This window comes from Candidatus Brevundimonas colombiensis (assembly GCA_029202665.1).
Taxonomy (GTDB): domain Bacteria; phylum Pseudomonadota; class Alphaproteobacteria; order Caulobacterales; family Caulobacteraceae; genus Brevundimonas; species Brevundimonas colombiensis.
In genome coordinates, this window is the sequence record CP119326.1 from 3,138,941 (window position 1) to 3,159,447 (window position 20,507).

General features: G+C 67.9%; 25 protein-coding genes. 1 reads left to right on the plus strand and 24 read right to left on the minus strand.

All coding sequences use genetic code 11. The features are described from left to right. Positions 1-20: 20 nt before the first annotated feature. The 17 genes from P0Y50_15375 to P0Y50_15455 all read right to left on the minus strand — a co-directional run bounded on the left by P0Y50_15375 (position 21) and on the right by P0Y50_15455 (position 13,740). Complete coding sequence (locus P0Y50_15375) at positions 21-491, minus strand: DUF2269 domain-containing protein (protein WEK39894.1); 471 nt, start codon at positions 489-491, stop codon at positions 21-23. Further along, a complete protein-coding gene (locus P0Y50_15380) occupies positions 488-1,789 on the minus strand; it encodes an SDR family oxidoreductase (protein ID WEK39895.1) in 1,302 nt (433 codons plus the stop codon). Before P0Y50_15380 ends, P0Y50_15375 begins: the two co-directional genes overlap by 4 nt. Next, complete coding sequence (locus P0Y50_15385) at positions 1,786-2,241, minus strand: DCC1-like thiol-disulfide oxidoreductase family protein (protein ID WEK39896.1); 456 nt, start codon at positions 2,239-2,241, stop codon at positions 1,786-1,788. Before P0Y50_15385 ends, P0Y50_15380 begins: the two co-directional genes overlap by 4 nt. 10 nt (positions 2,242-2,251) lie before the next feature. Next, positions 2,252-2,743: a single-stranded DNA-binding protein gene (ssb, locus tag P0Y50_15390; GenBank protein ID WEK39897.1), complete on the minus strand. Its 492-nt coding sequence runs from the start codon at positions 2,741-2,743 to the stop codon at positions 2,252-2,254. 163 nt (positions 2,744-2,906) lie between these two features. Continuing rightward, entirely contained in the window at positions 2,907-3,329 is a 423-nt protein-coding gene (locus tag P0Y50_15395; GenBank protein ID WEK39898.1) for a hypothetical protein, read from the minus strand. Continuing rightward, complete coding sequence (locus tag P0Y50_15400; protein WEK39899.1) at positions 3,329-4,000, minus strand: hypothetical protein; 672 nt, start codon at positions 3,998-4,000, stop codon at positions 3,329-3,331. Before P0Y50_15400 ends, P0Y50_15395 begins: the two co-directional genes overlap by 1 nt. 81 nt (positions 4,001-4,081) lie before the next feature. After that, positions 4,082-6,784, minus strand: a complete 2,703-nt coding sequence (locus P0Y50_15405) for a transcriptional regulator (protein ID WEK39900.1) — start codon at positions 6,782-6,784, stop codon at positions 4,082-4,084. A gap of 57 nt (positions 6,785-6,841) precedes the next feature. Beyond that, positions 6,842-7,666, minus strand: coding sequence for a flagellin (locus tag P0Y50_15410; protein ID WEK39901.1), 825 nt, complete (start codon positions 7,664-7,666; stop codon positions 6,842-6,844). Between the two features lie 138 nt (positions 7,667-7,804). Next, positions 7,805-8,074 (minus strand): hypothetical protein, encoded by a 270-nt coding sequence (locus tag P0Y50_15415; GenBank protein WEK39902.1) that lies wholly within the window; start codon positions 8,072-8,074, stop codon positions 7,805-7,807. 81 nt (positions 8,075-8,155) lie between these two features. Continuing rightward, entirely contained in the window at positions 8,156-8,962 is an 807-nt protein-coding gene (locus P0Y50_15420; GenBank protein ID WEK39903.1) for a flagellin, read from the minus strand. Between the two features lie 270 nt (positions 8,963-9,232). Beyond that, positions 9,233-10,051 (minus strand): flagellin, encoded by an 819-nt coding sequence (locus P0Y50_15425; GenBank protein ID WEK39904.1) that lies wholly within the window; start codon positions 10,049-10,051, stop codon positions 9,233-9,235. 368 nt (positions 10,052-10,419) lie between these two features. Next, on the minus strand, positions 10,420-10,899 hold the full coding sequence (locus tag P0Y50_15430; GenBank protein WEK39905.1) for a hypothetical protein: 480 nt from the start codon (positions 10,897-10,899) through the stop codon (positions 10,420-10,422). Next, a complete protein-coding gene (locus P0Y50_15435) occupies positions 10,896-11,279 on the minus strand; it encodes a M15 family metallopeptidase (protein WEK39906.1) in 384 nt (127 codons plus the stop codon). The genes P0Y50_15430 and P0Y50_15435 overlap by 4 nt, the downstream gene beginning before the upstream one ends. Next, on the minus strand, positions 11,276-11,539 hold the full coding sequence (locus tag P0Y50_15440) for a hypothetical protein (GenBank protein WEK39907.1): 264 nt from the start codon (positions 11,537-11,539) through the stop codon (positions 11,276-11,278). Before P0Y50_15440 ends, P0Y50_15435 begins: the two co-directional genes overlap by 4 nt. Then, positions 11,536-11,691 carry a hypothetical protein gene (locus P0Y50_15445; protein ID WEK39908.1) on the minus strand — a complete coding sequence of 52 codons (156 nt, stop codon included), beginning with the start codon at positions 11,689-11,691 and terminating at the stop codon, positions 11,536-11,538. Before P0Y50_15445 ends, P0Y50_15440 begins: the two co-directional genes overlap by 4 nt. Continuing rightward, on the minus strand, positions 11,688-13,133 hold the full coding sequence (locus tag P0Y50_15450; protein WEK39909.1) for a DUF2793 domain-containing protein: 1,446 nt from the start codon (positions 13,131-13,133) through the stop codon (positions 11,688-11,690). Before P0Y50_15450 ends, P0Y50_15445 begins: the two co-directional genes overlap by 4 nt. 145 nt (positions 13,134-13,278) lie before the next feature. Beyond that, the gene (locus P0Y50_15455; GenBank protein ID WEK39910.1) at positions 13,279-13,740 is read right to left on the minus strand and encodes a DUF4112 domain-containing protein; all 462 of its coding nucleotides are present in this window, start codon (positions 13,738-13,740) and stop codon (positions 13,279-13,281) included. Between the two features lie 70 nt (positions 13,741-13,810). Here P0Y50_15455 and P0Y50_15460 point away from each other — a divergent pair, with 70 nt between their 5' ends. Beyond that, the gene (locus tag P0Y50_15460) at positions 13,811-14,761 is read left to right on the plus strand and encodes an endonuclease/exonuclease/phosphatase family protein (protein WEK39911.1); all 951 of its coding nucleotides are present in this window, start codon (positions 13,811-13,813) and stop codon (positions 14,759-14,761) included. Here P0Y50_15460 and P0Y50_15465 read toward each other — a convergent pair. From P0Y50_15465 to P0Y50_15495, 7 genes are all read right to left on the minus strand, one after another. After that, positions 14,745-15,959 carry a CCA tRNA nucleotidyltransferase gene (locus P0Y50_15465; GenBank protein WEK39912.1) on the minus strand — a complete coding sequence of 405 codons (1,215 nt, stop codon included), beginning with the start codon at positions 15,957-15,959 and terminating at the stop codon, positions 14,745-14,747. The genes P0Y50_15460 and P0Y50_15465 overlap by 17 nt on opposite strands. Then, positions 15,956-16,618, minus strand: a complete 663-nt coding sequence (locus tag P0Y50_15470) for a CoA pyrophosphatase (protein ID WEK39913.1) — start codon at positions 16,616-16,618, stop codon at positions 15,956-15,958. The genes P0Y50_15465 and P0Y50_15470 overlap by 4 nt, the downstream gene beginning before the upstream one ends. Beyond that, positions 16,615-17,166: a DUF1285 domain-containing protein gene (locus P0Y50_15475; GenBank protein ID WEK39914.1), complete on the minus strand. Its 552-nt coding sequence runs from the start codon at positions 17,164-17,166 to the stop codon at positions 16,615-16,617. The genes P0Y50_15470 and P0Y50_15475 overlap by 4 nt, the downstream gene beginning before the upstream one ends. Before the next feature lie 71 nt (positions 17,167-17,237). Beyond that, the gene (locus P0Y50_15480) at positions 17,238-17,921 is read right to left on the minus strand and encodes an outer membrane beta-barrel protein (GenBank protein ID WEK41591.1); all 684 of its coding nucleotides are present in this window, start codon (positions 17,919-17,921) and stop codon (positions 17,238-17,240) included. 95 nt (positions 17,922-18,016) lie between these two features. After that, a complete protein-coding gene (locus P0Y50_15485) occupies positions 18,017-18,520 on the minus strand; it encodes an N-acetyltransferase (protein WEK39915.1) in 504 nt (167 codons plus the stop codon). Positions 18,521-18,575: 55 nt separating this feature from the next. After that, positions 18,576-19,349, minus strand: a complete 774-nt coding sequence (locus P0Y50_15490; protein ID WEK39916.1) for an enoyl-CoA hydratase — start codon at positions 19,347-19,349, stop codon at positions 18,576-18,578. Continuing rightward, positions 19,346-20,428 (minus strand): MBL fold metallo-hydrolase, encoded by a 1,083-nt coding sequence (locus P0Y50_15495; protein ID WEK39917.1) that lies wholly within the window; start codon positions 20,426-20,428, stop codon positions 19,346-19,348. The genes P0Y50_15490 and P0Y50_15495 overlap by 4 nt, the downstream gene beginning before the upstream one ends. Positions 20,429-20,507 lie beyond the last annotated feature (79 nt).

Below are 20,507 nucleotides of genomic sequence, written 5' to 3' on the forward strand. Positions count from 1 at the left end.
GATGACCCGAAGTTTCGTGTTCAGAAACCCGGCTTGGCCACCATCAGCCAATAGATGGCCAGAACGCCTGCAAACGCGGGCCAGCCCAGGGCGAACCACCAGCGGAACAGCCGGTGATAGGCGGGCGGCAGCGCCGCCCCCTGCCCCGCCGCCTGTTCGGCCAGCTTCATCATCCGATACTGAATCCAAACCACCGGCAGCCAGCAGATCCCGATCAGAACATAGAGGCCATAGGCGGCCAGCAGCCACGGACTGGTCAAGGACCAGCCCTGCAGATGGATCAGGCCCAGACCGCTGATCGGCTGAACCACCACGGCGCTGGCGGTGAAGACGAAATCGGCCAGGACCACGATCCGGCCGACCTGGGCGACGGTCCGGGCGTCCTGGGTGGCGTGCGCGCGCAACATGAAGAAGGCGATCCCCGCCCCGGTCCCGAACAGAACCGCGCCGGACAGGATGTGAACGATCTTCAGCAGGACATACAGGCTCATCGGCGCGCGTCCGTAGCGGCGACGAACAGGCACAGCGCCATCATCGGCAGAACCTTCAGCCAGGGCCCCAGCGGGTCGATCCAATAGTGCGGCAGGCTGAGCGTGCCTGCGATCAGATAGCCGACCGTGGCCAGGCACATGAAGACGGCCACCTGCGCCGTCCAGGGCCGCACGAACAGCATCAACCCCAGCACCACGTCCAGCAAGGCGCCCCACCAGGCGATAGGACCGGCCAGGCGGCCATAGCCGCCCTCATGCAGGATGGCGACCGCACGGCTCCAGCCTGGGCCGAAGCTGATCAGGCCGGTGATCAGCCAGAACAGGCCCAGCGTCACGATGGCGACCGGCCGCACGAACCACAGCCGCGCGTGCCAGACATCCTGGACCGACGCCGGGGTCTGGGCCAGAAAGGTGGTGAAGCCGCGCGAGCGCACCCCCAACGCCTCGGCCCAACCGCTGTCCTGGCCCGCGACGTCGTGATCCATCTGTTTGACGGCCGTCGTGCGGATCGGCGACGACCATCCCAGCCGGCCCAGCAGGTCGCCGACGGCCAGGGCGGGCGCGGCAAGGGCGCGCGGCACGCGAACCACCGGCGCAGGCTTCAGGCCCATCCAGCCGCGATACAGCCGCACCGTCTCGATCATGGTCACCGGCTGCGGCCCCGGCATGTCGAACGCCCGGCGCGAGGGCGCGTCGGTTTTCACCGCCGCGACGACGGCGGCGGACAGATCGCCCAGCGGAATGGGCCGGAAGGTCTGATCGCCGCCCACGACCGGGCTGAACACCGGAAAGGCCGCCAGCGCCCGGATCAGTCCCGTTCCGCCGAACGCCGCCCGGTCCACCACCAGCGACGGTCGAAGGATCAACCAGTCCAGATCGCTGGCCGCCACCAGCCGTTCGGTTTCGGCCTTGGTGCGGGCATAGGGCGTGCCGGCCGCGTCGTCCGCACCCACGGCAGAGATGTGCACCAGTCGCCGCACATCCCCCGCCTGACACGACGCGATCAGGGCGCGCGGTCCATCGACATGGGCGGCGCGCGTGCTGTCGCCGCCGCCGTCCTGCAGGACGCCGACGCAATTGACCACTGCATCGACGCCCATAAGCACCGACTTCCAGGCCTCGGCCGTGGTCAGCCGGGCGAAATCGGCGCACACCCAGTCGAAATCAGGCGCGCGTCGGGACGGCCCGGCGATACGGCGCGCGCCAGCCCGCACGGACCACCCGGCCGAGGCCAGGGCGGCGGCGACATGGGAGCCGATGAACCCATTGGCGCCCAGCACCAGCACCCGTCCGCTCATCCCAGCATCCTGTCGTTCAGATCGACGCCCTGCGGCGGCATGGCGCACCACGTCGCGCCGGGAAAACGGCGGCGACGACGTGCGATGAAGTCATACAGGGTGTCGCGAACAAACCGCGGCGCGATCCGTCCCAGAACCGCCAGGCGATATGGCTGTGGCAAAAGGGCCGCGATGCCCAGCACGCCGTCCGAGCGCTGGCGCGCCACGCCGTCCTGGATCAGCAGCATCGTATAGGGATCGTCGGGGTCGACGCCATAATGGATCAACAGCGCCCGACCCAAGGGCGACTGGGTCGGCGCCAGACGGATCCGCCCGGCGCGGTCGTGCTTCAAAATCTTGCGCGCCGAGCCGGAACATAGGGCGCAATCGCCGTCGAACAGCACCAGGGGCCGGTCGTCCGGAAAGGCCGGGACGGCGGGATCCTGACGATAGCTGTAAGCCCCCCGCCGCACCGACTTGATATCAGAACGGGATGTCGTCGTTCAGGTCGTAGCTTTCCTTGGGACCGCTGGGCTTGTTCGCCCCGCCGGTGGAGAAGCCCGAGGAATAGTCGTCATCGCCGCGACCGCCGCCGTAACCGCCACCCGACGAACCGCCTTCCGACCGGCCGCCCAGCATGGTCAGCTCGCCCTTGAAGCGGCTGACCACGATCTCGGTGGAATATTTCTCGACGCCCTGCTGATCGGTCCATTTGCGGGTCTGGAGCGCGCCCTCGATATAGACGGTCGAACCCTTCTTCACATAGTTCTCGACCACCTTCACGATGTTGTCGTTGAAGATGACGACCCGGTGCCACTCCGTCTTTTCCTTGCGCTCGCCCGAAGACTTGTCGCGCCAGGTCTCTGAGGTGGCGATGGACAGGTTGGCGATCCGATCGCCATTGGGCATGGAGCGGATTTCCGGGTCACGGCCCAGGTTGCCGACCAGAATGACCTTGTTGACGCTGCCAGCCATGGGAACTTCCTTCTGTCAAAGGGCGGCGCGTCTCTCGCCCGCCCCGTAATTCAGCCGGATGTCTTAGAGCCGATGCGGATCACCGCCAGCCGCATTCGACATCAGACCCGCCAAACCGGTGGATTAACGAAATGTTCCACCTTTGTTCACACCACGCAAGTCTTTACTTCGCGGCGCTGTCCGCCGCTACGGCCACGGGTCGGCCGGTTTCGTCGCGCTGGATGGCGCCGGGAATGGCCAGGCGACCATCGCCGGTGCGGGCCATGGAGAAGAAGCGGCTGCCGGTCAGGCTCTTGCCGATCTTGACGCCCTCGCGGTCGATGAAGATGAAGCGCCCCTGATAGGCGCCCGCGATCTCCTGGTTCGATCCGCCCATCCGCAGGAAGCGAAGACGCATCTCTTCCAGACGCGCGGCGCACTGTTCCAGTTGAGGCTGGTCGTCGGCGATCTTCTGCAGGCGCGGCGGCGCATTGTCCGGCGTCGCCACGAAATAGCAGGCGCCTGGGGCGAACTCATACTCAGGCTTGTTTGAGCAGGCGCCCAGAGCGGCCGCGCCTGCGACGATGGCGATAAGGGCGAAACGCATCAGTTCATCCCCGGAAATTGGCAGTTGCGATCCTGCTCGGCCAGGGTCCGGAAACGCGCGTTGTCGTTCGACTGTTCCACCCGGCGCGGCACCAGACGCAGCGTGGTGTCGCCCCAACGGCCGTACTGGGCATCGCCCGGCCCGACGCAGGTTCCGGCGTACAGCGCCTGAACACAGGCGTTCAGGCTCATGCCGGTCGACAGGGTGCGCCAGTCAGAGCCGGTGTGGCGCAGACAAGGACTGCCCGAGGCGGTCGGCGTCGGACGCGGCGCGGGAGTCTGTTCCACGCTGGCGGGCGGCGGGGTCTCGGTCATCTGCACGGCGGGCAGCTGGGGCGGCGGGGCGAAGGCGGCGGTGGGCGCGGCGGCCAGGGCGCCGGTGGAGTCCAGACCCACGTCCAGGGCGTCGGTCGCCAGACCGTTGCGACGCGCGCAGTCCGCCAGGGTCGCCATGCCCACGAACTGGCCGTCGACGAAGCAGCGCAGTTCACGCGTCGGCTCCAGCGTCGGCGCTTCGGCCAGATTGACCACCAGCCCGCCCTTTGACGCGGGGGAGGGCTCCGGCGTCTTGTCGCCGCCTCCGGTGAAGATCAGGGCCAGCACGACGGCGGCGACGATGACCACGCCTGCGCCGACCGCCAGGATGACGCGGTTGTCTTTCGGAAGGGCCATAAACGGGCTTTCGCTGAAGGGAAGGCCAATAAGGCCAAGCGGGAGCCGGGCGTCAACCGCCTTGGACGCCCCTGCGCGGAGTCAGGCCAACAGGCGGTTCAACGCGGCCTGGAAGTTGGCGGCCTGGGTCTTCTGATAGGCGGTCGAGGAGCCCCCGCTCGACTGGGTGTTGGTGGTCGGCGCCTGTTGCGGCCCCAGCGACCGATAGGCCGACCGCACCGCCGTCATGGCCTGGGCCAGGGCGTCGATCGCGGCCTTGATGCTGGTCGAATCGTTCAAGTTCAGCGTGTTGGGCAGGTTCAAACCATAGGTCTTGGCCGACTTGTCGCCGGTCTTGCCGACGAAGCCGGGCGAAAGGCCCAAGGCCGCCAACGCGTCCTTGCCCACGGCGCCGGCCGAGATGACGGCGCCCTGCTTGTTGTCGGCGGCGACGATCTGGAGCCGCTGCACGGGCGGCGAGACACGCGAATCGGTGATGACGGTGGCCTTCAGCTGACGGTTGGAGGCCGTCATGATCTTCTTGGCCAGGGTGTCCAGCGTATCCTTGGCCTCGATGGTCACGGTGACGGCCCGTCCCCCGCCGGCCGGAGAAATGCTGAACTGATCACCGACGCGCGCGGATGTGGCCACGGTCAAAAGCTTGGAATCTTCCTGCATGATCTCGCCCTGCGGAAGGCCCAGCCGGTCCAGCACGCTGGCGCCGCCCGAAACGATGCTCAGGCTGGTGGGCGAGACCTGATCCCCCTCCCCGCGCCAGGTCTGATTGTATTCGACGGCGCCCGTGGCCAGATCCAGACGCGCCAGATAGGCCCTGGTCGGATCGGTCTTCGCGGCGCCGGCGTCGCGGTTCGTGCCGGTGATCCAGACCTTGCCGTCCTTGATCTTCACGTCGGCGGCGGTGTCGTTGCCCGTCCCGCCGAAATAGGTCAGCCGGTCACTGGCGGCAGCTTGCAGATCGGTCGACAGGGTGGCCACGAAGACATCGGTTCCGCCGGCGTGGGCGTTGGTCGTCGTGCCGATGTTCAGGGCGGGATTGTCGGTCTGGCCCGTCAGCACGACCTTGCCGTTCTCGACCGAAATCCCGGCGATGGACCCGCTGGCCAAGCCCAGATCGCGCGTCGCCGCCAAGGTCGGCACGCCTGAGGCGTCCAGGGTGAAGCGGCGCACGATCGCACGTCCGTCCTCGACCCCGGCGGTGTAGACGTCGGCCCCCGACACCGTCATGGCCTGGACCGAATCGTCGCCACTGGTGCCGAATTGCAGCGTCGAGATGTTCACCCCGATATCCGGGCCGTTGATCGCGATCGGCTTTTCCTGGAACGTCTGAAGATAGGAATCCCAGCCGCCCAGGGCCGCCTGACCGGACATGGCGGACTTGGAGCGTCCGGCGACATAGACCATGCCGTCCGCGCCGAAGCTGACCTCGGTCGCCTCGTCCGCCGCCCTGGCGCCGCGCCTCTGGGTCCACAGTTCCTTGCCGTCGTTGTCGAAGACGGTGACGAAACTGTCGGCGGTGTTGGCGGCGTCGCCGCTCTTGCCCGGCTCCAGCGCCCCGGTCACCGAACCGGCGACCGCGACGCGGCCGTCGGCGTCCACAGCGATGGAGAAGCCGTTGGCGGTCGAGGCGGCCCCCAGAAGCTTGGTCTGCATCAGATTGCCGGCGGAATCGTATTTCAGCAGGGCGACATCGCGGGCGCCCTTGATCGGCTGATTCGCGGCGCCCTGGGTCAGGTCGGCGACCACCCAGATCGAACCGTCAGGCGCCACGGCGCTGGACCGCACGGCGGCGACGCCGTCCGGCAGATTGGTCTGCCCCGCCCTGCCCTCGACCCAGAATGGGTCATTGACGCCCTGCTGCGCCGCCGGCGCCGCGCCGCCGTCCGCCTGGAACTTCAGCAGCTGGGCCGCGCCTGAGGTCCCGCCGCCCTGGGTCACATAGACGGCGTCCGAGGTATTCACCGCCTTGAAGCCGACGGTCTCGCCGACCCCGCCCCGTACCTTCAGCGCCCATTGATCCGGCCCGGCCGGCAGGGTGATGGTCTTGGAGCCGCTCTTGACCACCTTGGGCTGGGCCTGGATCATCTCGCGTTCGAGGCGCGTGGAGACCCCGGCGGCATCCAGTTTGCCGTTGATGTGGGCGATGACGTTGTCCATCGTCCGGGGCGTGTCGCCCATGTCCGACAGATCGACATCGATGGCCTGACTGCCCGCCGTCGTCTTGATGGTGATGGCGAACTTCACGTCGCCTTGGAACGCCTTGACCGGATCGCTCAGCGCGCCGTCGTGGATCGGCGTGGTGACGAATGTGGCTTGCGCCTTTTCCAGCGCATACCCGGTCTTGACCGTCGACTGGGACACGCCCTGGACCAGCCGCACGTCTTCGAAACGGGCGGACTTCAGATAGTCCGACATCTCCGCCAGACCGGCCTCGAACCGTTTGCCGACCTGGGCGGCTTCGGCGCTGCTCAGCCCTTTGGCGCTGGCGCGGTCGGCCAAGGCGCTGAGGGTGTTCAACCCCTGATAAAGCGCGAAAAGCTTGCGATAATCGGCCGATGCACCCGCCAGATCCAAATCGACAGCGGATTCGTTGATCAGGCGCCGCCCGGCGAGCGCCGCACGCACCATGTCGCTGGCCTTGGGCGCCGCAGCGGCGGCGGTGGAGGCCCAGGGCGCGGTCGGCTGCGTCTTCTTCTTGGGAATGGCGGTCGTGGTCGCGCTGAATGGTGACGACGACGTTCCCGTCGACGTCCCGAATAGACCCAGCAGATAGCTGTTGTTGATCATTCAGGCGGCTCCGCGTCGATCATGCCCCCGCCCGGATAACGAAGCCTTAAACGCCGATCAGTTCTTGAACAGCGACAGGATGATCTGCGGCGACTGGTTGGCGATGGACAGGGCCTGCACGCCCAGTTGCTGCTGGACTTGGAGGGCGGTCAGACGGGCGCTTTCCTTAGGCATGTCCGCATCCACCAGATTGCCGATGCCCGCCTCCAGCGCGTCGGACAGCTTGCCGACATAGGTGGTGTGGCGTTCGATCTGCTTGGCCTGAGATCCCAGTTCGGCCAGGCGCGCACTGCTGGTGGCGATCGCCGTGTTGACGGCCGTCAGGGCGGCGGAGGCGTTCGTGTCGCTGGTCAGGCTGGTCCCCGTCAGCGACAGACCCGTCAACGTCAGGTCCTGCCTGCCCAGTGAAATGGTTTCCGATGCATCGGCGCTGGCCAGAAAGCTCAGCGCCGTGGTCGCGCTGGCGTCCAGGATGTTTGCACCATCGAAGGTGGCGTTGTCGGCGAACGACTGGATCGACTTCAACAACGACTGATATTCGTCGTTGTACGATGTCCTCATCGCGGCGGTCGCGCTGGGATCGGCGGCGGCGGTCGCCTTTTGCTTCAGTTCGACCAGAATGTCGGAAATCTGAGCGCCAGCGGCCAGTGAGACATCGGCGATTGTCGTAGCGCGTTTCAGGCTGGTGGTCACCGCCTCCAGCGAGCCGCGATCCGCACGCTGGCCCTGAGCCACCGCCCAGACGGCCGCGTTGTCCTTGGCCCCTTGCACCTTCAGCCCCGTGCTCACCCGGGTCTGTGTCGAGGCCAACTGATCGTTGGTCCTGTTCAAATTCTGCAGGGCGAGCATCGCCGAGGTGTTGGTGCGGATGCTGGTGGTCATGGCTTCAAGCCCCGGACGTTCTGTTCCTGGCGATATTAACCATGAGTCGTGAGCGTAGGGTTAACGCGCCGGAAACCATGATTGCGCCGTCCGGTCAGCCGGCGGCGTCAACGATTTCGAAGCGTAAGTTGTCGGTCGTCAGACCGATGTATCAACCACCTTCCCCCCGCGATAGGCCGGATCGGCGGCCAGCCTCTCCACGTCTTCGCGCGGCAGCTGGCGGATCAACTCGCCCGTCACCCGGTCCAGAACCTTGTAAACATAACGGTTCTTGCCGATCGCCTCGATCGTCAGGCGATACCGGCTGGCGTCGCCGTTGTCGTTGCGGGGTTCGGGCTGGGCGACCTGCACGGTCGTCGGCGCGATCGGCTGGGGTAAGCTGGTTACTCTCGCGACATGGTTTGTCATGGCTCCCCGCGCGAACTGACCCGCGCGCCTCTAGGGTGAGAAACGCTCGGACGGGGCGGCGAACCGCCCCGTCCGGTCGCCTTAGCGGAACAGGCCCAGCAGCATTGAGCTGGACGAGTTGGCGATCGACAGCGCCTGCACGCCAAGCTGTTGCTTGGTCTGCAGAGCGGTCAGGCGGGCGCTTTCCTTGGCCAGGTCGGCGTCCACCAGGTTGCCGATACCGGCTTCCGTGGCGTCTTGCAGCTTGCCGACATAGGTCATTTGGCGGCCGACGGACTTGGACTGGGTGCCCAGGGTCGCCAGGCTGGTCGTCACCGTCTTGATCGCGGCGTCGACAGCGGTCGTCGTGGCGGTCGTGGTGGTCGCGGTGCCGGCGTTGACAGCGGTCAGGGTGGAGTCCGCGCTCATATCGGCCGCGAAGCCGATGCCGTAGGTGCCGCCCGAAGCGTTGGTCGTCACATTCGTTTCCCCCGCCGTCGCCCACAGATTGACGCCGTCGAAGCTGGCGCCGGACAGGGCCGAGGCCACTTCCTTACCCAGGGTGTTGTAGTCTTTCAGATAGGCCGTCTGGGCGTCGCCGGTGGACGAGGCGATGTTGACCGCCAGGGCCTTCATTTCCTGCAGCGCCGAAGTGGCCGTGTCGCCCGCCGCCAGAGCGACGTCGACCAGCGACTGCCCCCGTTGCAGCGAGTTCTTGACCGCATCCAGCGCACCCATGTTGGCGCGTTGCGTGGTGGCGATGGCGAAGATGGCGCCATTGTCCTTGGCGGTGGCGACCTTAAGGCCCGTGCTGACGCGCGCTTGCGTCGATTGCAGGTCGGAGGTCGTCTTGCTCAGGTTCTGCAGCGCGATGGAGGCGCCGTAGTTCGTATTGATGCTGTACGCCATTTTGGCGGGTCCTTTTCACTTTGTGATCTCCGGCGCCTTTTTGGCGACGGGAGCGTTTTGCTCAGCCTGGTGAGAAGCAATTGCCGGGCCAGTTGTAGGCCTAGGCAATAATTGCAAGATATTGAAGTTACACGTTAATTGTCTATTCACCATCCTTATCTCCCGGCAAATTCTGCCGGGAACCCAGCATCACCCGGCAACTTTTGCCCAGTGATGGAGAGGAAAGAGGACGCGCGGGCGCTCTACGGCCCACGCGACGCCGGCGAGCCCTTAGTTGCGGAACAGGCTCAAAAGGAAGGAACTGGACGAGTTGGCGATCGACAACGACTGCACGCCCAGCTGCTGCTTGGTCTGAAGCGCCGTCAGCTTGGCGCTTTCCTTGGCCAGGTCGGCGTCCACCAGATTGCCGATACCGGCCTCCGTGGCGTCCTGTAGCTTGCCGACGAAGGTCAGTTGGCGACCGACTGACTTGGACTGGGTGCCCAGGGTCGCCAGATTGGTGGTGACCTCCTTGATGGCGGCGTCCACGGCTGTGGTGGTGGCGTCGGCGCGGGCGGCCGCGCCGCCGGAAACCGCAGCGATCGTCGTCTCCGCGGCCTTGTCGACCGTGCCGAAACCGATCTCGTAGCTTCCGCCGTTCAGATTGGTGGTGACCGCGGTCGCCGTGGTCATGTTCCACAGATTGACCCCGTCGAAGTTGGCGCCCTTCAGCGCCGCGTCAATTTCCTTACCCAAGGCGTTGTAGTCCTTAAGGTAGTGAGCTTCAGAGTCAGAACCGGCGGTGGAGGACTGAATGTTGACCGCCAGTTGCTTCATCTCTTGCAGAGCAGAGGTGACGGTGTCTCCGGCGGCCAGGGCGACGTCGACGATGGATTGGCCGCGTTGCAGCGAGTTCTTGACCGCGTCCATGGCGGCCATATTGGCGCGTTGGGTCGTCGCGATGGCGAAGATCGCGCCATTATCCTTGGCGGTGGCGACCTTCAGGCCCGTGCTCACACGGCTCTGCGTGCGTCCCAACTCTGCGGTGGTCGCATTGAGGTTTTGCAGCGCGATGGCGGCGCCGTAATTCGTATTGATGCTCGTAGCCATTTTGGCTGTCCTTTTCACTTCGTGTGATGTCCGGCGCCATTTTAGCGCCAGGAGCTTTTTGCTCGCTCCATCAGGAGCAAGCGCGGGGCCAGTTTCAAAATCGCACATCAACGCGACGCAGCGTTGATTTTACTGAACTTATGTCGTCGTGCGGCGCGACGACCCGGCAAGTCCCGCCTCAGGGCGGCAGAAAATGCCGAGTCGTTTTTGCAGCCCCTCAGCGTGGGCCGCCCCGGCGCTTTTCGTAGGCGTCCTGCATCGCCCGTTCGGCCATCAGCGTTTCGACCGCCAGACGCCGCGCCCCGTCGCAGGCGACGATCTGGGCGCCGCGCAGCACATAGGCGGCGTCCAGATCGCCCGCCGTCGGCTCAGCGGGCAGGACGGCCAGGGCGCAAGGCCGTGTCGCTGCGGGCGGCAGAACCAGTCGCGGCGGCGCAACCGTCGAGATCGGGCGCGATCCGGCACAGCTGGCCGTCATGAGCGCGCAGACGATCAGCGCGGCGGGGGTCCAAGGGGTGGTCGGCGTCATCGGCGCTCCTGGCCTGGACGACGGCGGCGGCGGTCGCCCGCCCAGCCCCCGTCGTCGTCTGTTGATAGTGATCGACACGCAGCGCCTGGTCCGCCGCGCCCTGAACCTCCAGGCGTCGCGCCCATTCTTGCGCCGCCGCCTCGGTCGAGGCGGCGCGAGCCCGGCCCTGCTCGGCCGCCAGGCGTTTCTGCTGGAGGTTCAGCGGGTCCCAGCGGAAGCCCAATCCGCCCAGCAGGGCGACGATGCAGATCAGGGCCGCGACGCCCGTCGCCAGCCAGCCCACCGGCGTCAGGGCGCGCAAAAACGACCCCGCGCTCATGGAAACGCCTTTCGATCCAGTTCGAAGTGCGGCCCGTCGCGCAGCGTCTTCCAGTCGCCGCCCCAGATCAGCGGCGTCTTCAGCTCAAGCGCCGCCGCCTTGAACGCCTCGGCTATCCGGCCATACAGCGGCCAGTCCCAGCGCACCTGTCCCTCGATCAGGGCGGCGACGTCGACCGCGTGTCCGGTCAGGTGGCGCGACCGCTGGGTTTGGCTGGCTCCGGCCTTGACCAGGACCGCCTGACGCGCCGGCGTGCGCAGCCCCTCGGTGATCATGAAGTCCACAGAGGAGCGCACGATGGCCGCCTCGACGACGGCGACCAGGGCCGGATGCACGCCTTGCAGCCGCGTGCGCGAGCGGACGGACAGATGAAAGCTCATGGCCGTCCCCCCGGCATCCGCAGGCGCGCATTGGCCGACAGGGCGATCAACTGCTGGGCGGTGGGCGCAACCAGATAGAGGACCAGGATCAGGGCCAGCAGGCCCATCAACCCGTCCGCCGTGCGCGGCAGCATCTGGGGCGGCATCCGCCTCACCACCTGCATCAGCAGCACCCAAAGCCCTGCGGTGATCGCGAAGGCGTAGAGGCGGCGGAAAAGCCAGCGCCCCTCGGCCAGGGGTTTCTGAATACGCCCGCTCATCGTGCATCCTCCTCGTCATAAGGGGTTGGGTCGCAGCGGCCGTCCCAGCCCGACTGCGCCCGCCATTCCGTGTCGCTGAGGCTGTCGGGCGCTTCCCACGCCTCGTCCTCCAGCACCTCGACCGGCTCCGCCGGATGTCTGCGCCGGGTCATCCGAAGACCGTGATGCGAACCGCGCCCGCCGCGCCCGAACCGCCCGCACCACCCGCCGTAAGGCCCGCCCCGCCGCCGCCGCCGCCGCCGCCGAACCCGCCGCCGGAACCGCCCGACGCGCCTGCACCGCCAGCCGAGGCCGTTCCACCCCCGCCGCCCCCGCCGACCAGAGACAGGGCCGGATCGGACGCGCCGCCCGACGCGCCAGCCACTCCGCCGGATGCGCGCGCCGTCGACCAGCCGCCCGCGCCGCCGCCGCCGCCAGGGCGGGCTGTGTCGGCCGCGCTCAGTCCACCTCCGCCGCCTCCGCCGCCCGGCCCATCGGGACACAGGCTCTCGACGCCCGTCTCGCCCGACGCCGTGATGGAAGAAGCGCCGCCCGCATTGGCCGGGCGCAGACCCAGGCCGCCGGGACCGCCGGCCGCCCCGCCGCTGGCGCCCGTCGATCCCGCCGATCCGCCCGATGCACGCAACAGGACGACGCCTTTCGCCGCGATCCGGCTTTCGCCGCCCGTCGCCGTCTGGCCGCCCGCGCCGACCGTGATCGACAGGGGGCCGTCGAGATTCTCGACCGCCCAAGCGCTCTGGATCAGTCCGCCCGCGCCGCCGCCGCCGCCGCCGAAACGCGGGGTTCCGGCAGGCCCCGCCAGACCGGCCCCGCCCGCCCCTCCGCCGCCGACGCAGACCGCCTCGACCCAGCGCGCCCAGGCCGGGGGCGAATAGTCGCCGTCGGCGGTCATCAGGATCGTCTCGCGCCGCAGCACGCCCTGGTCGAAGGCGGCGCGGCCCGTGGTCCGATCCACGCGGAACACCGAACGCCAGACCCCTGTTTCGTCGCAGGTCTTGAGCCCCAGGTCGTCGTCGCCGATCAGGCCCAGTTCGGCGCGGGCGGCGTATCCGCTCTGAAACAACAGCGACAGCACGTCAGGCGCCGCCTGTTTGTTGAACGTCAGGCGCAGGTCGCCGTCGCCGCCTTCTTCAACGGCGCGGGCGGTGAACAGGGCCGCGTTCAGCTTGGCCGAAAGCGGATTTGTCGCATCCGCCGTGGTCCCCAGCCCCAGCCGGCTCAGCCCTTGCGCCTCGCCTAGCCAGGCGCCCAGCGGGGTCCAGCTTGTCTGGTCACGGATCACGACCACAGCCTCGTCCCGCACCACGGCGATCAGGCCGGGCGGCGTGGGCACGGCGGTCCAGCCGCCCGCCTCGAACCGCATCAGGGCGCCTTCGCCCCTCCCCGCCCACGCCGACCCTTCAGCATCCGCCGGCAGGATGTAGAGGTCGCCGTCTGCTGGGACGACAGGCTGCACCGTCGTCGCGCGGCTGACCACCGCCGTCTGCAGCAAGGCGTCCAGCCGCGTCAGGGCCGTGTTCAGGGTCACGTGTTTCTGCATCTGCCCCGCCGCCAGATAAGGCAGGGCCAGACGCGCGCTGAAGTCGTCGCTCATCGAAAATCTCCGTTGTCGTCGGAGATCAGTCTGGCCGCGTCGCGTCCTCAGGCCGGAAGATGGTCGCTGGCGCTTGCCAAGCGACTGTATTCAAGCGACTTTACTTCAAAGGATGGGATGGAGCGCCGCCCCCAGCCATCCTATTTCAGTCGTGCAGATAGACGATCCGTTTCAGGCCCTTTTCCGCCTGCACCTTGGCTTCGTGGCGGTCGTGATCGCCGCTGGCGCGGGCGTTGGCTTCGCTGTCCTCGACCCAATGGGTGCTTTCGATATGTTTCTGCAGCGCCCCCGCCGCCATCAGTTGGCCGGGAAAGAAGGTGTCCACCAGATCCCCGGCGATGGGCACCGTCCCTGTCGCCGTGTCGAAGGCCATATAGGCGCCCATCCGCGCCAGGGTCGCCGGCGTCGCCTTGGCTCGCACGGCCTGCAGCATCAACCAGCCGCCGGTGCCGACCGTATAGACCGTGCCCACCACCGGCACCCAGGTCAGCAGCGCATCCAGCCCCATGCCGAACGGGCCGATGCCGATGACCCGGTCGGACAGCTTCTTCACGCTCTCGACATTGGACCAGATGTTTTCGATATCGCGGATTGACCGTGCGGCCATATCGCCCTCCAAAGCGTCGCCTTAACGCGGGACGACGCGCCCTTGTTCAATCCGAAAGGTCGGTGCGCCGATGCCCCTGTTCAAGCTGACGGCGAATGCACTGGCCAGCGTCGCCCTGGCGGGTCTGGCGGTGATCGGCATCGCGGCCCTGAGCGGGGTCGGCCATCGATGGGTCGACATCCTGGCCCAGTTCACCGCCCCGGCCCTGCTGGCGGCCGTGGCGACGACCGCCGTCTGTCTGCTGCTGCGCTTGTGGCCCGCCGTCTGGGTCGGCGCGGCGGCTTGTCTGATCCTGGCGGCCGGGGTCTGGCCTCAGTGGGCGCCGACGCCCGGCACGCCCGCGCCGAACCAACCCATCGTCAGGCTGTATTCCGCCAATCTGTGGGTCTTCAACACCAACGTCGAGGCCATGCGCCGCTCCATCGTCGCGGCCGACGCCGACATCCTGGTGCTGGTCGAGGTGGGCGACGCCCCGGCCTCCCGGCTGGACGAGCTTCTGGCCGGCTATCCCCACCGCACCGCCGTCGGTCGGATGCGGGGGCCGGGCGACCATGCCCAGTCCATCGTCGCCTCGCGCTATCCGATCGTTCAGCGCCTGCCCGACCGGCAGGACGGGCTCAGCGCGGCCGGGGCCGTGGTGAAGACCCCCATCGGGCCGATCAATGTCTTCGCCGTGCATCTGACCCGGCCCTGGCCCTATGAATACCAGTGGGGCCAGATCAGCCAGGTCATGGCCCTGACCGAGCGGCGACTGGCCGCCCCGGACAATCCCGTCATCGCCGCAGGCGACTTCAACAGCGTTTCTACGGCCCGGATCGGCCGCCAGATTCAGGCGGACATGAACCTGATCCCGGCGCCAGGCTGGCCCGGCACCTGGCCCAGCCTGGCCCCCGCCTTCGCCGGCATCACCATCGACCAGGTCTATCGCTCGCCCGACCTGGCCGTAATCACGCGCCGTCTGGGCCAGTCCACCGGTTCGGACCACCGGCCGGTCATCACAGAGTTCACCCGCGCCCAATAGCCGTAATCAGCGCCTTTAGCCGCGCCTCGTGACCATCGGCGGGAAAGTCGTCGGCGATCCAGCCATCCTCGAACGCCTTCAACAGCCGGCCCGTCTCCGGTCCTGGCGTCACGCCCAGCCGCGCCAGATCGCGCCCGTTCACCGGCGGCTTCGGCGGCGTCCAGTCCGCCGCAAGCTGGCGCAGCACTCGGCCGTCGCCGCCATCCGCCGCCTCGGCCCGCGCCAGCCGATCTTCGAAGGCGCCCCGACCCAGCCGATACACAGCCGCCCGCGCCCGAGCCGCACCCATGTCCGGTGCGACCGCGGGACCGTCCGCCACCGCCGCCGTCAACCGATCCCGCTGCGCGTTGGACAGACGCAGCGCCCCTGCCACGCCCGCGACCGCCGACGTCTCGGCCGGCAACAGGGCCGACAGCCGCAGGACCGGATCGGGCGTTACATCACACATGGCCTGAAACAGCGTCAGCGGCTGGACCTGCGGCAGCACCTGGGCCAGCACCCCCGCCTCGGCCATGACCTGAACCGTCGCGCGCGGATCGGGTGCGGCCAGCAGTTTCAGCAGTTCCTTGGACACTCGCTCGGCCGACAGCTGATCCATGCCGCCTTTCAGCGCCGCGCAGGCCGCCAGCCCGGCGGCGTCGGGCGCGCCCCGCCCGTACCAGGCGTAGAAGCGGAAAAAGCGCAGGATTCGCAGATAATCCTCGCGAATGCGCGTTTCGGCCTCGCCCACAAAGACGATCCGTCCCGCCGCCGCATCCGCCAAACCTCCGCCGGTCGGATCGAACACCTGGCCCGCCGCATCCGCATAGAGGGCGTTCAGGCGGAAGTCGCGCCGCGCCGCATCCTCGGCCCAGTCGTGGGTGAAGGCCACGACCGCGCGTCGGCCGTCCGTCTCCACATCGCGGCGCAGGGTGGTGATCTCATAGGGGCGGCGTTCCGACACCCCCGTCACCGTGCCGTGCTCCACCCCGGTCGGCACGGCCTTCAGCCCGGCCGCCTTCAGCGCCGCCGTCGTCTGGTTGGGTGTCAGAACGGTGGCGATGTCGATGTCGTCGACGGGCTGATCCAGCAGGCTGTTCCTGACGCAGCCGCCGACGAACCGCGCGCAGCCTGGGCCGCCCGCCGCCTCCAGCGCCGCCATCACCGCGCGGGTGGCCGACGCCTCCAGCCACGGCTGGCCGCGCATCGACATGCTCATGCCGCGTCCTCGACCGAGGCGGCTTCCGGCGCCGGTTCGTCGCCATACAGCCGCGCGTGCAGCCCCTTCAGAATGCCCGCCGTGACACCCCAGATGTAGCGTTCGCCCCAAGGCATGGCCCAGAACCAGCGTCGCAGCCCTTCGTCCAGATCATAGAAATCGCGGCGATGGTTGGCCGCATCCATCAGGAAATCCCACGGCGTCTCGAACACCTCGGCCACCTCGTCCGGCGAAGGCGTCACGGCCGGCGCCGCATCCAGCCAGCCGATGACCGGCGTCACCAGAAATCCTGTGCCCGTCTCATAGGCGTCCGACAGGCCCAGCACCTGGACGGTTGACGGGTTCAGGGCCACTTCCTCGTCCGCCTCGCGCAGGGCCGCCTGAACAGCGTTCTCGCCCGGGTCCAGCCGTCCGCCGGGAAAAGCGATCTGGCCGGTGTGCCTTGCCAGGGTGTCCGCCCGGCGTGTCAGAAGGACCGTGGCTCCCTCGGGCCGGGCCACCACGGGGATCAGAACCGCCGCAGGCCGCAACTCGCCCGCCGCCCGCGCGCTGCCGGGGTTCAGATCATAGTCGGACCGGTCGGGCTTCACCCCCGGCCGCCAGCTGTCGATCGGCGCCAGTCTCCGGCTCAGACGCGTCTTCAGCGTGTCCAGGCTCATGCCACGGCCCCCAGCGAAAAGGCCTGAGCGCCCGAACGCACGATCAGCCGCCCGTCCACCTCCTCGGCCATCTCCACAAGTTCGTAGAAGACAGGCCGCGCGATCCGCGCCCACAGATCGCGGCGCACATGGACGCGAGGCGATGGCTCGCCCGTCACGGGATCGGTCTCGACCACGATGGCGTCGTCGCGACCGGCCCGCACCTCGTCGCCGACATCGGTCGTGAAGATCAGGTCGTCGCCCTCGCGCCCCAGCGTCACGGCGCGGAACGGCAGATCCTCGACGCGGATTTTCATCTTCTCGACCGGCGTGACCAGATGATAGCCGTCGGGGTCCCTGCGCAGGACGGTCGAGAACAGCCGCACCAGTTCCTTGCGGCCGATGGGCGATCCCTCATGCATCCACACGCCGTCGCGCCGAATGACGATGTCGATTTCGCCGCAGTTCTGGGGGTTCCACAGGTGGACCGGCGGCAGGCCCCGACCCGGCGCCTGTTTCGCCGCTTGCGCCAGGGCGTTTAGCCCGGTCTTGGATGCCTCGTCCGTCATCCACAAGACTTAGGCGCGCCGGACCGGTTCGTCACCTGTCCAACGCGCCTGTGCTTCTCAGGATCGGCGGATCAGAACTTGCGGCCGAAGCCCACGGACACGACCCAGGGGTCCAGGTTCACTTCGCTTTTCAGCGCGCCGTCGTTGACGTCAGCGTCGGTGTTGAACCAGACCTTCTTGACGTCGACGTTCAGGCTCCACGGTCCCTTGACGCCGATGTCCGCGCCCGCCTGAAGGGCGTAGCCGAAGCCGTCATCCAGCTTGACCTTGAAGTCGTTCTTATCCTTGCCGTCGAAGAAAACCATATAGTTCACGCCGGCCCCGACATAGGGGCTGAAGCGGCCTTCGGTCAGCGGGCGATACTGCAGGGTCACCACCGGCGGCAGGACCCAGGTTTCGTGGACCGCGACATCCGTCGCGCCGCCCTTTGCGCGAATCTCGTGCTGGGTGGCGCCCAGAATGGCCTCGATCGCCAGATGGTCGGTCAGGAAATAGGTGAAGCCCAGGGTGGGCATGACGCTGTCGCCCACATCGACGTGCAGGCCGCTGTCGACGCCAGCGGCGGTCGTGATGGCGTCGTCGGCCTGAGAAAAGACGTCGGTCACGCGACCATTGACGATCCAGTCGCCGGCGCGCGGCGCGGTCCAGGCGTCTGCGCTCGAACCGGCGGCGCTCTGGGCCAGGACCGGCGTGCTGACGGCGGCCGCAGCGACGACGGCCAGGATGGCGAACTTATAGGCTTTCACTTCGGTTATCCCCGACGTCCAGGTCGCCTGATGCGACCGCTCTTTGGCGTCGAGGGGGTGATGCGCGCGGACGGCGACGCACGCCTTGATCCAGCTCAAATGGCCTATCGGGCGATGGCGACCGCGCCGGATAGGTTCGTGACGCCGGTCGTCAGCCACAGGATGCGCCGACGATCCACCGGTCCTGGCAGAACCACGTCAGGCGCGGGAATGAAGCCGAAACGCTCGAAATAGGCCCGGTCCCCCACCAGCAGCACCCCGCCGACCTGCCCGGCCAAGGTTCGCGCATGATCCAGACAGGCCGCGACCAGTTCGGCGCCCAGGCCGTCGCTGCGGCGACCTGCGTCCACCGCAATGGGGCCCAGGAACAGGGCCGGCGTCTCGGCGACCGTGACGGGCCACAGCCGCACCGAACCGATCACCCGCCCCTCGGCATGGGCCACGAAGCCGGCGGACGGCGCCGACCCTTCGCGCAGCCGTTCCGCCGTCTTGGCGAACCGTCCCGGCCCGAAGGCGGCCATGACCAGCGTCTCCACGCCCTGCGCGTCCGCCGGGGTCTCGGCTTCAATACGGCTGAGACCCGTGGATATGGCCAAGGCGTGCGACATTGGGCGCGCACCTAGAAGCAAAGCCGCGCCAAATCAAGGCGCGGTCTTGTGACGGTCAGCCGATCCTGGAGAAGTCGGGCGCACGCTTCTGGGTGAAGGCCATGAAGGCCTCCATCGCCTCGGGGCTTTTCATCTGCGAACCGAAGGCCTCGCCCTCTCGCTGCATCAGGGCCCACAGTCCTTCGGCGTCGCGCATCAGCCGCTTGGTCTTGCGGATGGAGTTCGGCGCGCGCGCCGCGACCCGCGTCGCCAGATCCGCCGCCGTCGTCTCGACCTGATCGGCCGGAACCGCGCGGTTGGCGATGCCCCAGGCCAGGGCCGTTCTGCCGTCCAGCGGCTCGCCCAGGGCGAACAGTTCGAAGGCCCGTTGATGGCCGATCACGGCCGGCAGCAACAGGCTGGACGCCGCCTCAGGCGCCAGGGCCAGATTGACGAAGGGGACGGACAGCAGGGCGTCCTCGGCCACCACAACCAGGTCGCAGTGCAGCAGCATGGTCAGGCCGATGCCCACCGCGCGGCCCTTCACCGCCGCCACCGCCGGCTTATCCAGATCGGCCAGCGCCTTCAGGAAGCGAAACACCGGCATGTCGCCCGTCGAGGCGGCGGCGGAGCCCAGGGCGATGAAATCGCCGATGTCGTTGCCGGCCGAAAAACTGTCGCCCTCGGCGCGCAGCAGCAGAACCCGCACGGCGTCGTCGGCCCGCGCCCGTTCGGTCGCCTCGGCCAGGGCCGAATACATGGCCTGGGTGATGGCGTTCTTCTTGTCGGCCCGGTCCAGCGTCAGGGTCAGGACGCCGTCGGCCAGATGGGTGCGGATATGTTCGCTCACGTCGTTTCCTCGTCCTGTTCGACGGCGGTCCACCAGTCGACGCCGTTTTCGTCGCGCGTCCGCCGGGCGCGACCGCGTCTTTCCAGATAGTTCAGATGCGCCTGGGCCTCGCCGGTCGCCATGCCCAGAACGCCGTCGCCGACCGCCCGACCGAACACGGCCGGGAAGCCGTCGATCACCCTGGACGGTTGACGCAACGTTCGGTCAAGCCGCTTCAACGCCGTCTCATGCCCGCGCTTCAGCGCCTCCAATCGCGCATGAACGCCCTGGAAGGGTTCGCCGTGCGCGGGCAGGACAAGGGCGCCCTCGGGCAACAATTCTCGCAGCCGGTCCAATGACGCCATCCAGTCGCCCAGCGGGTCCCCCATCGGCTCGGTTGGCCAGACCGAAACATTGGACGATATGCGCGGCAGAATCTGATCCCCGGCCAGAAAAACATCGTCCGACCGCCGCCACAGGCAGACATGCTCGGGACTGTGGCCCGACCCGATCACCACCGTCCAGTCGTCGTCGCCGATCCTGACCGCATCACCCTCGGACAGGCGATGATAGCTGCGCGGCATCGGCGTCACGCCCTTGCCGAACCCGCCGTAGTCCGCACGCCAGCGCGCGATCTGATCCTCCGTCCAGCCTGCGGCGCGAAAGAACCGGGCGCCGTCTTCGGGCGCGTCGCCGACCTCCTCGGCCATCAGCATCCGGGCCGTCACATATTCCAGACGCGACATCAAAAGCGGCGCGCCCGACCGCTCGCACAGCCAACCGGCCAGACCGATGTGGTCAGGATGCATATGGGTGCAGATCAATCGGGTGATCGGCCGCCCCTCCAGCGGCCCCGCCAGCGCCGCCGTCCACGCCTCGACGGCGTCAGGCGTCCTCAATCCGGTGTCGACGACCACCCATCCTTCGCCATCGCGCAGCGCATAGGCGTTCACATGATTCAGCTGAAACGGCAGCGCGAATCGCAGCCACAGCACGCCGCGCGCCGCCTCAACCGCCTCTCCCGGCGCCGGAACTTCGCCGAACGGATAGGTCAGCCCCCGCGCATCTCTCGCCACAGTCGCAGCCCCATCGTCCGCCAAGTCCGTCTCCTATCGCAACGCGCCTGTTGTAGTCTGGACCGGCACGGTGCGTCCACCCGCCTTGACCCCGACCCAATAG